The sequence below is a fragment of the Pseudodesulfovibrio sp. lm2024 genome (assembly GCF_051175575.1).
GTDB classification, from domain to species: Bacteria; Desulfobacterota; Desulfovibrionia; order Desulfovibrionales; family Desulfovibrionaceae; genus Pseudodesulfovibrio; species Pseudodesulfovibrio caledoniensis.
Genome location: NZ_CP195092.1, coordinates 348,870 through 363,375, shown reverse-complemented (window position 1 = coordinate 363,375; position 14,506 = coordinate 348,870). Strand labels below are relative to the sequence as shown.

At 64.1% G+C, this 14,506-nt stretch carries 11 protein-coding genes; 3 read left to right on the top strand and 8 right to left on the bottom strand.

Annotated elements, in window-relative coordinates; translation table 11 throughout:
• Positions 1-2 precede the first annotated feature (2 nt).
• The 4 genes from ACR42D_RS01645 to ACR42D_RS01630 form a co-directional block, all read right to left on the bottom strand.
• Positions 3-734, bottom strand: a complete 732-nt coding sequence (locus tag ACR42D_RS01645) for a formate dehydrogenase subunit gamma (RefSeq protein ID WP_484565135.1) — start codon at positions 732-734, stop codon at positions 3-5.
• Entirely contained in the window at positions 727-1,461 is a 735-nt protein-coding gene (locus ACR42D_RS01640; protein ID WP_484565134.1) for a 4Fe-4S dicluster domain-containing protein, read from the bottom strand. Before ACR42D_RS01640 ends, ACR42D_RS01645 begins: the two co-directional genes overlap by 8 nt.
• On the bottom strand, positions 1,461-3,656 hold the full coding sequence (locus tag ACR42D_RS01635) for a molybdopterin-containing oxidoreductase family protein (RefSeq protein WP_484565133.1): 2,196 nt from the start codon (positions 3,654-3,656) through the stop codon (positions 1,461-1,463). The genes ACR42D_RS01640 and ACR42D_RS01635 overlap by 1 nt, the downstream gene beginning before the upstream one ends.
• Positions 3,657-3,825: 169 nt before the next feature.
• The gene (locus ACR42D_RS01630; protein ID WP_484565132.1) at positions 3,826-4,146 is read right to left on the bottom strand and encodes a cytochrome c; all 321 of its coding nucleotides are present in this window, start codon (positions 4,144-4,146) and stop codon (positions 3,826-3,828) included.
• A gap of 278 nt (positions 4,147-4,424) precedes the next feature.
• Here ACR42D_RS01630 and ACR42D_RS01625 point away from each other — a divergent pair, with 278 nt between their 5' ends.
• Together ACR42D_RS01625 and ACR42D_RS01620 are read left to right on the top strand one after the other, a co-directional pair.
• Positions 4,425-4,931 carry a FecR family protein gene (locus ACR42D_RS01625; RefSeq protein WP_484565131.1) on the top strand — a complete coding sequence of 169 codons (507 nt, stop codon included), beginning with the start codon at positions 4,425-4,427 and terminating at the stop codon, positions 4,929-4,931.
• A gap of 9 nt (positions 4,932-4,940) precedes the next feature.
• The gene (locus ACR42D_RS01620) at positions 4,941-5,519 is read left to right on the top strand and encodes an OmpA family protein (protein WP_484565130.1); all 579 of its coding nucleotides are present in this window, start codon (positions 4,941-4,943) and stop codon (positions 5,517-5,519) included.
• Between the two features lie 183 nt (positions 5,520-5,702).
• Here the strand turns inward: ACR42D_RS01620 and ACR42D_RS01615 are convergent, their stop codons facing one another.
• The 3 genes from ACR42D_RS01615 to ACR42D_RS01605 all read right to left on the bottom strand — a co-directional run bounded on the left by ACR42D_RS01615 (position 5,703) and on the right by ACR42D_RS01605 (position 9,730).
• Positions 5,703-6,410 carry a metallophosphoesterase family protein gene (locus ACR42D_RS01615; RefSeq protein ID WP_484565129.1) on the bottom strand — a complete coding sequence of 236 codons (708 nt, stop codon included), beginning with the start codon at positions 6,408-6,410 and terminating at the stop codon, positions 5,703-5,705.
• A gap of 371 nt (positions 6,411-6,781) precedes the next feature.
• Positions 6,782-8,698, bottom strand: coding sequence for an acetate--CoA ligase (acs, locus tag ACR42D_RS01610; protein WP_484565128.1), 1,917 nt, complete (start codon positions 8,696-8,698; stop codon positions 6,782-6,784).
• A gap of 159 nt (positions 8,699-8,857) precedes the next feature.
• Positions 8,858-9,730, bottom strand: coding sequence for a LytR/AlgR family response regulator transcription factor (locus ACR42D_RS01605; RefSeq protein ID WP_484565127.1), 873 nt, complete (start codon positions 9,728-9,730; stop codon positions 8,858-8,860).
• Between the two features lie 167 nt (positions 9,731-9,897).
• Here ACR42D_RS01605 and ACR42D_RS01600 point away from each other — a divergent pair, with 167 nt between their 5' ends.
• Positions 9,898-11,259 carry a TAXI family TRAP transporter solute-binding subunit gene (locus tag ACR42D_RS01600; RefSeq protein ID WP_484565126.1) on the top strand — a complete coding sequence of 454 codons (1,362 nt, stop codon included), beginning with the start codon at positions 9,898-9,900 and terminating at the stop codon, positions 11,257-11,259.
• A 294-nt stretch (positions 11,260-11,553) separates the two neighbouring features.
• Here ACR42D_RS01600 and ACR42D_RS01595 read toward each other — a convergent pair whose 3' ends face one another.
• A complete protein-coding gene (locus tag ACR42D_RS01595; RefSeq protein WP_484565125.1) occupies positions 11,554-13,869 on the bottom strand; it encodes a cache domain-containing protein in 2,316 nt (771 codons plus the stop codon).
• Positions 13,870-14,506 lie beyond the last annotated feature (637 nt).

Sequence of the window (14,506 nt, the reverse complement as noted above, 5' to 3'; positions counted from 1 at the left end):
CACTACTCCGAGCCCTGTTCGGACTCGGTCCTGACCTTTTCCCACCACAGTCTGTGGTGATGCCTGGCGTAGCCGTCGGGGACCACGCCGGTGAACATGGACTTGAAGCCGGGCCGCTCTTCGGGCGAGATGGCCGCCATGTATACGTGGACCAACAGGCCCGCGAAGACCAGGCCCACGGCAATGAAGTGCCCGGCCACGGCCCAGCCGATCATGCCCGTGGATTCGGCCCCGAAGGTCCGGTCGGACAGGTACATGATCACCCCGGTGGCGGCAATGACCACGCCGCCGACCACCGAGGCCTGGGCAAACGCCTTCTGGCCCATGTTGTAATATCCCTGGTCCGGCAGCTCCGGGTCCACGCCGACCATCTTCAGGGCCTTGGGCCCCAGGGTCATGAGGACCATCTTCTTGAGCATCCAGCCCATGTCGCGGGCCGGGCTGACCGCGAAGACCTCGGCCAGGAAGAACCTGGCCCCCCGGAAATTGACCAGCATGTAGAGGACGAAGCCCGCTATCCAGACCAGGCCGATGCCCTCGTGGATGGCCAGCAGGTTGCCCCCGCCGCCGACCACCGAGCGCAGCCACGCCGGGTAGCCGGAACCGAACGGGTCGATGTCCGGGTTGCTGATCAGCCCCACGCCGGTCAGCAGAAGCAGCAGCCAGCAGGCCGCGTTGAACCAGTGGATGAAGATGTCGGAGCGGTCGTGCCGCTTGTAGGTCTTATCAGGCATCGCTGTCCTCCTTGTGATCGGACCCGGCAAAAAGCTGGCGGCCGAGCATGGCCAGGACGCCAAGGCCGGACAGGGCCACGATGCCCTTGATGAACGGCGCGGACTCCTTCATGACCACCATGGAGGCGGGCACCACGGCCTCGCGCCCCCAGGCGCCCGGTCCGGGATCGCCCAGGTAGTACATGTTCGGCAGGGTGTCGGTCTTGGCCGCCACACGGGTCAGCCGCTCCTTGTTCTTGCGGTACAGGGCCCCCGCCGCGCTGGTCGGGTCGTTGATGTCGCCGAAGACCCGCGCCTTGGTCGGACAGGTGTCCACGCAGGCGGGCTGCAGCCCTGCGGCCCGGCGCTCCGGGCAGTAGTTGCACTTGTCCGCCTTGCGCGTGGCCTCGTTGCGGTAGCGCGCGTCGTACGGGCAGGCCGGAATACAGTTGCCGCAGCCGATGCACAGGGCCGCGTCGATGACGACCTCCCCGGTGTCCATGTCCTTGTACGTCGCGCCCGTGGGGCACGCCTCCACGCAGGTCGGCTTTTCGCAGTGCATGCACGCGCCGGGCTGGAACCGGGCCTTGTTGTCCGCGATGCCGGGCATGGGCCTGAGCTCGGCGTGCTTGATCCAGTTCCGGAACTGGCCCTCGGGCACGTTGTTGGCGACCTTGCAGGCGGCCACGCACCCCTTGCAGTCGATGCACTTGGCCGCATCGATGACCATGGCGAGTTGCTGTGCCATTACGCCACCTTCCTTGTTACGGAGACAAACGTGGTGTGCATGGACGCGTTGCCGGTGATGGCGTCGAAGTCGTCGTCCAGCAGATCGTTGATGGAAGCGCCGTTGCCGTGCGAAAGGTGCTGCATGGTGGACAGGGTGTTGTAGCCCGAGAGCATGAACACCGTGTCCGGCCGGATGCGGTCCGTGACCTCGGCCTTGAGCTCCTGGCGGCCCACCGGGCTGGACACCTCGACCAGGTCGCCGTCGCCGACGCCGAGCCGGTTCGCGGCCTCGGGATGCAGCCACAGGGTGTTGGTCGGCACGAACTCGTGCAGCAGCGCGTTGTTGGCCGTGGAGGACTGGGTGATCATGGCGTTGCGGCCGATGACCATGCGGAACCGGTTCTCGGGCGGCGCGGCCGGAGGCGTGTAGTTGGGCAGCGGATCCAGGCCCATCTGCTCGTAACGCTGGTTGTACAGCTCGACCTTCTTGGACAGGGTCTTGTAGATGCGCCCCTCATAGATGCCGTAGACCTTGGACGGGTTGTAGTACACCCCGTCGCGGTCCATGACGGCCAGGGCCTCGGGAATCTCGCGGGTCTGCTTCTCGCGGTATTCGTCGATGGTGAAGTCGAAGAACTCGCCCAGCTCCATGCGGTTCGCGATGCCCTTCATGATATCGAACAAAGGCCGGGACTCGTAGAGCGGATCGATGATCGGGTCGCGCTTGACCACGCAGGCGCAGGCCACGGAGCCCTGCAGGCCCGAACACGGGTCCTTGCGCTCCAGGTAGGACTGCGACGGCAGGACCAGGTCGGCCATCCAGGCGGTGTCGGACATGGCGATGTCCACCACGGTGACGAAGTCCATCTTGTTCATCATCTCAATGGTCTTCTTGCGGTTGGGCGCCGTGCCCATGGGGTTGGTCTTGTAGATGAACCAGCCCCGCACCGGGTACGGGTCATCGGCCAGGACCGAGTCGCGGGTGACCACGAAGGAGCCCTCGTGCTCGAACATCATCGGCACCTTGCCCGCGTCGATGCGGTCCTCCTGGTTCTCGTCGTACCAGGGGGCGTCGAAGGGCACGCCCTTGAGGCCCACCTGGCGCGCGGCCAGCAGGCCGCCGGGCTTGTCCCAGTTGCCGAGCAGCCCGTTGACGATGGCGAAGCTGCGCCGGATCTGGGTGGAGTCCTCGTAGTCCGAGGTGCGGCGGCCGGGATAGACCATGGAGGCCGGGGCGGCCGCAGCCAGTTCGCGGGCCATGCGGGCGATGTCCTCGGCCGGGATGCCGCACTGCTCGGCCGCGAAGCCGGGCGTGTACCGCTGCACGTGGGCCGTGAGCTGCTCCATGCCGAAGGTCTTGTCCTCGATCCACTGCGGATCGTAGAGCTTCTCGTTGATGATCACGTGGGCCAGGGCCAGCATGAAGGCCATGTCCGTGCCGGGCCGAACCGGATACCACTCGTGGGACAGGGCCGCGGTCTTGGTGTAGCGCGGGTCCAGGGTGACCAGCTTGCAGCCGTTCTCGCGGATGGCGGTCATCAGGTCGATGGAGTCCGGGGTGACCAGCGCCTCGAAGCGGTTGGCCCCGACCATCATGACGTACTTGGAATTGAGCACGTCCGCGAACGGGACCTCACCGAAGGTGTCCAGGAAGGCCCGGCTGCCCGAGACCAGGCACAGGGATTCGTGCGAGGTCACGTTGAACGAGCCGTAGACCTCGGCGAACCGGCCCACAAACTGCGACTGCAGGTCCGAGCCCGCCGTGAACAGGTGTCCGCAGGGGGTATACTTCTCGCGGACCTCGGCCATCTTGGCGGCGGCCATGTCCAGGGCCTCGTCCCAGGGGATGCGCTGCCACTTGCCCTCGCCGCGCGCCCCCTTGCGCAACAGCGGATGCTTGAGGCGGTCCGGGTCGTAGACCTGGGCCAGGCCCGCGTTGCCGCGCGCGCAGAGCATGCCTCGGGACTTGAGAAATTTGGGATTGGGGTCGAGCTTGGTGATCACCCCGTCTTCCACGCGGGCGATGAGCCCGCACTTGTTGAAGCACATGTCGCAAGCCGAAAACCTGGAATCCCAGGCGGGCTTGGCCGGCGATGCCGCGCGGGCCTTTGTCAGGCCGCCGAGCAGGGCCGGGCCGCCCACAGCCCCTGCCGCCACCAGGCCGGAGGCCCGGAAGAAATCGCGGCGGGACATCGTCTGCTTAGAACTTGGCACTGAGTACCTCCAGCTGTCCGCACTACTGTCGGGTAGGGTTCCTCCCCCGCCCCGGCTTCCCGGCTCGGGGCGAGGAGGACCGTTTGTGTCGAGCCGCGCCCCCGTCTCCTCCACGAGAGGCGCAATGGCCGCGCCGAACAACCGCCGGCGCGGCTTTTGCCGCACAGCGCTAGCTGCACTTGGCCGGGGACGGGGAGTCCTTGGCGTAGTCGTGCAGATAGGAGAATATGTCGTTCAGATCCTTCTCGTTGACGGTCCAGTCCGGGCTGCACTTGATCTTGCCCGTGTCGGAGAACAGGGCGGTCCATTCGGCCTGGGTCTTGTCCGCCGGGCTCAGGTCGCTGGCGGTGGAGCCATGGCAGGAACGGCAGTTCTTGCGGTACAGGAACTTGCCCTTGCGGGCGTTGCCCCCACCCATGGCAAAGGCCATGGATACGGCGAAGACGGTGATCAGGGCCGTGGCCACGGCCAGGATGAGCTTGCTTTTCATGCTCCCTCCAAAGTTGGCTTGTTGCACGTTCAAAAAACGGTTTTCACACTCTTACAGACCATATGGCCTGTTTAAATCCTTGGACATTATAACCTGCACCCTATATGGCGCCCTCGACTCCCGTATACCCATACGGGGTATAGGTGTCAAGCGGGTCACATCGAAATTCTTGATGGCCGGAGCGAAAAATAAAAGCCTATTATAATAGACGTAGACTTTTGAGGGGGATAGGCATATGGGAAAATTGGCAATTAGTATCCAATCCGGAGGTCTCGCCCATGTTTCGACCAGAAACCGCCGCCCCGCCGCCTGTCAGGCCGCGTCAAGGCAAACGCCCCCGGGCCGGGATCGTGGCCCTGGCCCTTCTCCTCACCTGCTGCCTGGTCCAGGCGTCCCCGGCCATTGACCGCGCCCAGGCCGTGGGCACGATCAAGACCGTGACCGGCGAGGCGTTCGTCGAGCGACTCGCCGAACGGCTGCCCGCCGCGGTGGGAGACTACCTGCTCCAGGGAGACACCCTGATCACGGGCAAGAACTCCTCCCTGGGCGTGATCTTCCGCGACGACACGCTCCTTTCCCTGGGGCCCGGCTCCAGGGTGACCATCGATTCGTTCGTCTTTGACCCGGCCCAGGACCAGCTCGACTTCCTGACCCGGGTGAACAAGGGCACGGTCCAGTTCATCTCCGGCCAGATCGCCAAGCTCAAGCCCGGATCCATGGCCGTCGAGACCCCGCTGTCCACCATAGGAATCCGGGGCACCCGGTTCCTGATCAAGGTCGATTAGGAGCGCACCATGAAGAAATTCGCATTCATCCTTCTTGTCGGCCTGATGCTCGCCGGGTGCGGCGGCGGACAGACCATCGTCCTGCTGCCCGACCTGGACGGCCACGTGGGCGAGGTCACCGTGACCTCCGAAGGCGGCCAGACCGCCACCCTGACCCAGGCCAACCAGGCCGTCACCGGCACCACCAAGGTGACCACCCTGAGCGACGAACAGGTCCAATCCGAGTTCGGCGCGGCCATGGCCGCGCAGCCCCTGCCCACCGCCCGGTTCATCCTCAACTTCCTCAGCGACTCGTCCAAACTGACCAGCGAGTCCAAAAAGCTCATCCCGGACATCATGCAGAGCTGGCGCGACCGCAACTCAACCGACGTGTCCGTCATCGGCCACACCGACACCATGGGCGAGAAACAGTACAACTACGACCTCTCCGTGCGCCGGGCGCAAAAGGTCCGCGACCTGCTGGTCAAGGCGGGCATGCCCGAAGACATCATCCAGATGACCTCCCACGGCGAGGAAAACCCGCTCATCCCCACCCCGGACGGCAAGTCCGAACCCCGAAACCGCCGCGTCGAAGTGCTGGTCCGCTGACGGCCCGATCCCGAACACGAAACAGTAGAGCCCCCGCGCGACATTGCGCGGGGGCTTCTCGCTTCATGAGTTAAGAAAGTCAGGACTTGAAGGCCGCTGCGCGGCGGTGTCGGATGACTTCGCCTCCGGCGGGCAGGGGTTCGCACCCCTGCACTCCGTTTTGCGCCTGCGGCGCGGGTGGCTTTACCAGAGGCGGTCGGCGAAGCCTCGGTGGAAGCCGTGGGCGAGGATCAGGTCGGCGGTTTTCTTGATGTCGTAGGGGACGAAACGCATGGTCAGGACGCGGCTGTCCAGGTCCAGGACCCCGTACTTGGCCCGATTATCCCCGTCGCGCGGCTGGCCCACGGAACCGATGTTCACCAGATGCCGCACGCCCTGCTCCAGCCCGGTCTCCCCTTCGGGCAGGGAATGCCGGACCGGCTCGCCGCGCAGGCAGGTGTAGCGCCCCAGGTCATGGGTGTGGCCCACGAAGCACACATCCTCCGCGTAGCGCGCAAAGACCCCGGCCATCTCGTCCCGGTATCTCCACAAATACTCCGAGACCGAATCCGGCGGCAACCCGTGCACGAACCGGCAACCGTGCTCGACAATGGCCTTGTGCCGCGAGGTCAGCCACTGATACGTCTCTTCCGAAATCATCTCGCGGGTGCGCCGCAGCATGTCCGCCGCGGGCTGGTTGAAGCCGCGCAGATAATGGATATTGATCAGCCCCTGCTCATGGTTGCCCATGGTGCACTCCACTCCGCGCCCGCGCAACATATCCACGCACTCCTGCGGCTGCGGCCCGTACCCGATCATGTCGCCCAGACAATACACCGCGTCCACGGAATACCCCTCCAGGTCCGCCAGAACCTCCTTCAGGGCCTCCAAATTGCCATGCACATCCGACATGATCGCTATCCGAGTCATGCCGCGAACCTACTCTTTCCCTGGTGCCCGCGCAAGGCACGGGCACCAGGGAATGCCTCCGGCGGCCAGAGGGGGAACCTCTTGGAAGAGGTTCCCCCTCTGGACTCCCCCTCCAGAACTTTTTGTGTGCCTTCGGCAAGGGCGTGCGGACGCGACAAACCTTCTAGTGAAGCGATCCGGAAAGCGCAGCTATCCGAGAGCGGCTCTTTTACCGCGCTCGCACAAGGCTTTCGAGAGTGGTGCAGCTGTGCATTTTCTTCCGGCCGCGGCAACCGCAGCGTAGCCGTCTACGTGAGGATTGGCGCGGCCGGAAAAAATGTGCAGATGCGCTGCTATCGGAAGCCGCGCCCTATTTAATCTTCGTCCAGTCCAGTCAGGTCGCCGATCTCGAAGCCGTTTTCCTCGGCCTTGAGCACGCGGCGCATGAGTTTGCCGGACCGGGTTTTGGGGAGGGAGTCGCGGAACTCGATGGACTTGATCACGGCCACGGGTCCGAGTTCGTTGCGGATGGTCTTTTTCAGGTCCTTGATCAGATCGTCGCCCGGTTCGAATCCGTCGTTGAGCATGACGAACGCCTTGGCGGCCTCGCCCTTGATCTGGTCGGGCACGCCGATGGCGGCGCATTCGCAGACCGCCGGGTGCACGCCGAAGGCGGCCTCGAGTTCGGCGGAACCGATGCGGTGGCCCGCGATGTTGATGACGTCGTCGGCCCGGCCCTGGATCCAGATATAGCCGTCCTCGTCCCTGCGGGCCACGTCGCCCGCGTAGTAGACGCCGGGAATCTGGGACCAGTATTCCTTGAAGCGGTCGTCGTCGTTCCACAGGCCGGTCATCATGGACGGCCAGGGCGCGGTGACCACGAGCAGGCCGCCCTTGCCGGGCGGCACCGGGTTGCCGTCGCGATCGACCACGTCCACCTCCACACCGGGCAGCGCCTTGGTCACGGAGCCCGGCTTGAGCACGGATATGGGCAGGGGCGAGATCATGAACATGCCGGTCTCGGTCTGCCACCAGGTGTCGAGCACCGGGCATTCGGACCGGCCGATGTTCTTATACAGCCATATCCATGCCTCGGGCGAGATGGGTTCGCCCACGGTGCCGAGCAGGCGCAGGGAGGACAGGTCGTGCTGCTTGGGGTACTGGGCGCCGAAACGCATAAGCATGCGGATCATGGTCGGCGCGGTGTAGAAGATCGTCACCCCGTACTTGGCCACGATGGACCAGAGACGGTCGGCCTGGGGGTAGTTGGGGTGGCCCTCGTACATGACCGAGGTGGTCCCGGCCATGAGCGGACCGTAGATGCCCGCCGAGTGGCCCGTCACCCAGCCGGGATCGGCCGTGCACCAGAAGATGTCCGTGGGCTTGATGTCGAAGACCGTGATCAGGGTGCGGTGCACGCCGACCATATAGCCGCCGTGGGAGTGGACCACGCCCTTGGGCGTGCCCGTGGTACCGGAGGTATAGAGCAGAAAGAGCGGGTCGTCCGCGTCCATGACCTCGGTGGGGGCCTCGTTGCGCTCCTGACGAACCAGGTCTTCGTACTGGAAGTCCCGGCCGTCGACCATGTCCACGCCGATGTTGCAGCGCCGGACCACGACCATGGCCTCAACGCAGTCGGCGCACGCACCGACCAGCGCCTCGTCGGCGGTCTCCTTGAGGCTGATGATCCGGCCGTTGCGGTAGAACCCGTCCGAGGTGATCAGGAGCTTGGCCTGGGCGTCGTTGATCCGTTTTCTGAGCGCCTTGGCCGAGAACCCGGCAAAGACCACGGAATGGACCGCGCCGATCTTGGCCGCCGCGAGCATGGCTATGACCGTCTCGGGCAGGGGCGGCATGTAGATGACCACGCGGTCGCCCTTGCGGATGCCCAGGGAGCGCAGGGCGTTGGCGAACCGATTGACCTCGCGATAAAGCTCGAAATAGGTGTACTTGCGCTGGTCGCCCGGCTCCCCTTCCCAGATGAGCGCGAGCTTGTTCTTGTTGGCGGTCTCTATGTGGCGGTCGAGCGCGTTGTAGACGATGTTGCAGCGCGCGCCCGGAAACCAGCGGTAGAACGGCGCGTCCTTGTCGTCCAGCACCTGGTCCCACTTCTTGAACCAGTCCAGCTCGTCGGCGGCCTCCTCCCAGTACCCGGTCGGGTCCATGGCCGCGAACTTGCGCGCTCCCTCCAGCTCCTGGGGGTTGACGTTGGCTTCGATGACCAATTGCGGGAGCGGACGGAATACCCGTTCCTCCTGAAGCAGATTATCTATTGCGCCTGACTGGTCCATGTGTCCTCCTCGCAGGGTCAACCGGAATACCCGGTTTTGCGAGTCTCATTCATAGCATTTTCATTCCGCAACTCCCGGCTTATTCGGCCAGCGGTAGCAGCGGCGGGTTAAACGGTCGGACCGGCCGCCACGGCCCGGTTCCGGGGTCGATCCATCGGATTACAGCCCGATGATCTTCTTCAACTCGGCGATGCGCCGACGGCTGATGGGCAGCTCGATTCGCGTGCGCCCGGCCGTGCGCAGCATGAAGTTGGAGCCGGGCATGGACGCGATCTCGGTGACCATGTCCAAGTTCACCAGATACTTGCGGTGCACGCGGAAAAAGCGGTGCGGCCCGAGCCGGTCCTCAAGGTTCTTGAGCCGGTAGGAGGAGAGAAATTTCTGGTTGGCCGTGTGCACGTAGGAGTAGTCCTCGAAGGCCTCGACAAAGATGATCTGGTCGTAGGGGATGAGGATGGTCCGCCCGTCCTGGTTCACGGCCAGCTTGTCGATCTCGGGCCTCCGGCTGGACGTCTGGTCCCAGGCGGCCTGCAGGGCGGCCAGGAAGGAGTCCTGCTCCTCCTCGGGCAGGGGCAGCTTCACGGTCTGCTCGTCGCCCTCGCTCGGCTCGTCGTCCGGGTCGCCCGGATACGGGGCCGGGGGCGGCACCTCGCGGAACCGGGTCTTGAAGGTCTGCAGCCGGTCCATGGTCCGGGCCATACGTCCGGGCGCGGGCGGCCAGAGCAGGTAGTCCGTGGCCCCCAGCTCGAAGGCGGCGTAGGCCTGGGACTCGGAATCGGAGATGAACACCAGGGCGGGCTTGTTCTTGCGCCCGGCGAGCATCTGGGCCATCTCGATGCCGCTCGCCCCGCCCGGCAGGTCCACGCCCACGAAGAACACCCCGTAGGGGATGGCCTCAAGCAGCTCGAAGGCCTCGAAGGCCGAGACCGCCTCGCCCAGGACCTGGACAAAGGGGACCTCCTCCAGCACGTCGCGCAGGGCCGTGCGGACCTCGGGGTCTGGATGGACGAGCAGGGTTTTCAGCTTAGGCATGGCGTATCCGGTCCGGGTTGCGTGGCGGGAAACTCCAACACACCTCCATCCCTACCCATATTCCGCGCTCTACGCAAGACGACCCGCCATACGGCCCCGGCGCCATGTGCCGAAAATTGCATCTGCCGTCTTGCCCCATGTCCGGCTTTTATTTACATTCGGGCATCATGCAGAATCCCTATATAAAGAAGCTCGTCAGGTTCCTGCGCTCCCACGTGCTCATGTCGTTCATCATCTACGGCGCGGCCATCGGCGTGCTCGCCCTGGCCCTGTGGGTGACCTTCCAGTTCGTCAAGCCCCTGCCTCCGGGCAAGGTGGTCATGGCCACCGGCGGCGAGGGCGGCGCGTATTACGCATTCGCCGAGGAGTACGCCGCGTTCTTCAAGGAACACGGCTTCGAGCTGGAGGTCCGCGCCTCCAAGGGTTCCATGGACAACCTGGCCATCATCGACGACCCGGAATCCGGGGTGCAGGCCGCGTTCATGCAGGGCGGCATAGCCACCCCGGAGGAACACCCCGACCTGGAGAGCCTCGGCTCACTCTATTTCGAGCCGGTCTGGCTGTTCACCTCCAAACGGCTGCGCGTCAAGACCCTGGCCGACCTCAAGGGCCGCACAATAGCGGTCGGGGCCGAAGGCAGCGGCACCAGCCACATGGTCCTCCAGCTGCTCAAGGAGAACGGGATCACCGCCGAGACCGCCACCCTGCTGCCCGAAGGCACGGCCCGGGCCATCCCCGAACTGCTCGACCGCAAGATCGACGGCCTGTTCGTCATCGCCGGGGTCAACTCCGAGGCCGTGCGCACCCTGAGCGAGGCCCACAGGAAAGTGAACCTGTACTCCTTCAACCGGGCCGAGACATACGTGCGCACGCACCGCTACCTCGAAAAGCTGACCCTGCCCCAGGGCGGTATCGACCTCATGCGCGACCTGCCCGCCCGCGACGTGACCCTGCTCGCGCCCACCGCCAACCTGGTCATCCGCGACGACCTGCACCCGGCGCTCCAATACCTGTTCCTGCTCGCCGCGGCCAAGATCCACGGCAAGGGCGACATGTTCGCGGCCACCAAGCAGTTCCCCAACGACCATGCCGTGCTCTTCCCCCTGAGCGACGAGGCCAAAAACTTCTACAAATCCGGCCCCCCGTTCCTCATGCGCTACCTGCCCTTCCAGGTGGCCATCACCGTGGAACGGCTCAAGATCCTGCTCATCCCCCTGCTGACCCTGCTCTTCCCGCTGTTCAAGATCACCCCGCCCGCCTACCGCTGGCAGATCCGGCGGCGCATCTTCAAGTGGTACAAGCAGCTCAAGAAACTGGACATGCACGCCTACGACCTGACCGAACCGGCCGAGGCGCGCGCCATGCTCGAAGAACTCGAACAGATGGACCGCCTTGTGCTCGAGACCTCGGTCCCCCTGTCCTATACGGACTATATCTACTCCCTCAGACTGCATATCCGCATGATCCGCCAGCGATTGGAAAAAATCGCCGGACAGCCCGTCCAGGACACCGGCCACCCGGCGGACTAATAAGAGAATGCCTCCGGCGGCCAGAGGGGAAACTTTTGGAAAAGTTTCCCCTCTGGACTCCCCTTCAAAACTTTTTGTCGCCGCTTCGCGGGGTTGCGGGCGCGAACAGGCGGCTTCTTCTTAACGAACGGCCTCTAACGCACGACTTACCGTGCAGACGCAAGCCTTGACTCGCCCCTCCGCACGCGCGGATGCGCAACCAAAAAGTTTAGAAGGGGAGAGGGGAAACCTTTTCAAAGGTTTCCCCTCTCCCCTTCCCCCGGCCGCCGGAGGCGCCACACACCCCCTCGCGGGTTATTCCCGATCGGCCACGGGGAGGGTGAAGTAGAAGCTGCTGCCCTGGCCCAGGGTGGATTCGACCCGGATGCGTCCGCCCTGCAGGATGACGAGTTCGTGGCACAGGGCCAGGCCCAGGCCCAATCCCAGGGGCTTGTCCACGTGCACGTCGCCGAGCTGGGTGAACTTGTCGAAGATGCCTTCCAGGGCCTCCTGGGGGATGCCGGGCCCGGTATCCCGGACCATGAACTCCACGAACCCGTCGCGGCGCTTGGCCGACACGGTGATATTCCCCTTGGAGGTGAACTTGATGGCGTTGTCTACCAGGCGCGCAACAATTTCCACCACGTAAGGCGCATCGGCCATCACTTCGGGCAGCTGCTCCTCCACGGAGCAGACCAGCCCGACGCCCTTGGCCCTGGCCACGGCGGACTTGGCCTCCACCACCGTGGTCAGGATGAGCAGCGGCGCGAGGGGGTCTGGCGAGATGTCCAGTTCCCCGGACTGCGCCTGCGAGAGGATCAGGACGTCGTCGATGAGGCGCTGGAGGCGCTTGCCCTCGTCCTCCACGATACGCATGTTTTCGATGGCCTGCCTGGCCGCCCGCTTGGCCTCCTGGCACGAGTCCCCTAAGGCCGGTTCGATCACGGTGCCGAGCTTCTTGCTCACCCGCTGCGTGAATCCCTGGATGGAGGTCAGCGGCGTGCGCAACTCGTGCGACACCAGGGCCAGGAAGTCGGACTTGAGCTGGCTGGCGGCCTCGGCCCGTTCCTTGGCCTGGGTCAGGGCCTCCATGGCCTCGTATTGGGCCGAGACGTCCTTGATGAAGCCGTCCGTGTAGAGCACGTTGCCATCCTCGTCCCGCACGGCCCTGGCCGAAATCTCCCCCATGAATTCACTCTGATCGCGGCGCTTGAAGCGGAGGACCACGCCGATGATCTGCCCTCGGGCCGCCAGGGTCCTGAGCACCTCGGCCCGTTCCTCGGAATCGACGTACAACTGTCTGCCGGGGTCGGTGACCTCGGCCATGATCTGCTTCGCGTCGGCATAGCCGAAGATGGCGGCCATGGCCGGGTTGGCGGTTATCAGCCCTTCCTCTATGTGGAAGCGGAACATGCCCTCCACTCCGTTTTCGAAAATGAGGCGGTATTTCTCCTCGGAGTCCGCGAGCTGGCGCTGGGAGACTTCCAGATTGTCCATGAATTGATTGTAGAATATGGCAAGCCGCCTGATCTCAAGGCCGCCGGATTCTTCCATGCGCTGCGAGAGGTCGCCCTGCGAGCCCTTTTCCAGGACCTCCATGAACGAGGACAGGGGCCGGGTCATGATGTCGCCGAACCACCAGGTCAGGGCGACCAGGACGACGATGATGCTCACCGTGGCCCCGCCCATGCCGTAGAGCAGGACGCGCAGGGGCCGCTGGAATTCGTCCAGGTAACCGGATGAGAAGATGATCCAGCCCAGTTCCGGGATTTCGCTGAAGATGGCCACCTTTTCCCGCGGCTCCGTATCGCCCGGAACCTGCAACCGGTAATACAGGACGCCGTTGCGCCGCTTCAGGACGTCCTGGAAATACTTGTCGTCGATGTATCCGCTTACAACAGCGGGGTCCAGGTTCTCGAACTTCGGGTGGATAAGGATCTTGCCGCTGCTGTCGATGACGTAGGCGTAGCCGGATTCGCCGAAGGAGTGGTCCCTTATCCCCTGGCGGATATCCTCCAGAGGCACGAGCTCAAGGAATTCCTCACGGTAGCTGGACGCGGCGATAATCCAGTCCCAAGGCTCGAAATAGGCCAGGTACAGGGCCTTTGCCCGGGGAAGATCCTCTCCCGGATTCGCCCATTCGTATTCGAAATACCCCGTCTTTGCCCGCACCAGCGTTTCGCTCACGGGAAATTGCGACAGATCCACCCCCCGCAGCTGCCTGTCGGGATGGACCTGAACCGTGCGCTCGCTATCCATGCAAAAGATGTATCCGGTGGAACCGATGGTCTGGCTCAGCAACACCTCCGCGGCCCGTTCCTTGGCCTGTTCCTGGCTGATGGCCCCCTGTTCGGCCAATGAATAGAAATGGCTCACGATCTCCACGTTCTTCTCCGCAACGGCCCGAAGGTGGTTGCGGATGGCCGTCGAGACCGTGGTCTGGACCAGGTTGCGGATGGCCTCGTTGCCCTCGTTGAGCCGGATTTGGAAATCGACTTCCAGACTGGCCCGGAAGATATGGTACAGAACGCCGTTGGCTATGCTTATGACGAGCAGGACCAGGGCGGTCGTTCCGAGGAACAACCGCATCTTGAAGGAAGTCCCTTGCATGTAACGGCGAAGCCAACCCATTATCTCATATCCGCGCGCAAATGATGCCCCAAACGGTTCCTGGCGAATGCGCCGGGAGACAGGCTCCCGGCCGCCACATCTTTGTTATAGAGCAACGAATTTTTACATCCCATGATAAATTGACGATTATAATACCTCGTCGATCTCGCATGACCGGAAGCCCGGCGCGCGCGGGGCTCTCTCATGCGTCACGGAAGGTGCAGTGGTCTTACGTCGGGGGACATGCCGGGCCGGTCCGCGCCCGAGGACAGGACCAGCCCGATCCGACAGGACTAAACGCACTGGAACAACCGCTTCCTTATGCAACTTTCCCCGTTCTCTATGCGCCTTTTAGCGTTACGGTTGCACAAGAATGCCTTCTGCCCCCCCTCCTAAACTTTTTGTCGCCGCTTCGCGGGGTTGCGAAAGCGACAAAGCGACCTCTTCTTAACGAACAGCCTCTGACGCACACTTTCTCGTTAAGACGCAACCCCTGCCTCGCCCCTCCGCACGCGCGGATGCGCAAACAAAAAGTTTAGGAGGGTGAGGGGGATGGGGGTCCGGGGGAAGGGGGAGAGGGAAGCCCTTTTCCCAAAGGGTTCCCTCTCCCCCTTCCCCCGGCCGCCGGAGGCAAAAAAAGCCCTCGGCGCACCGCGCC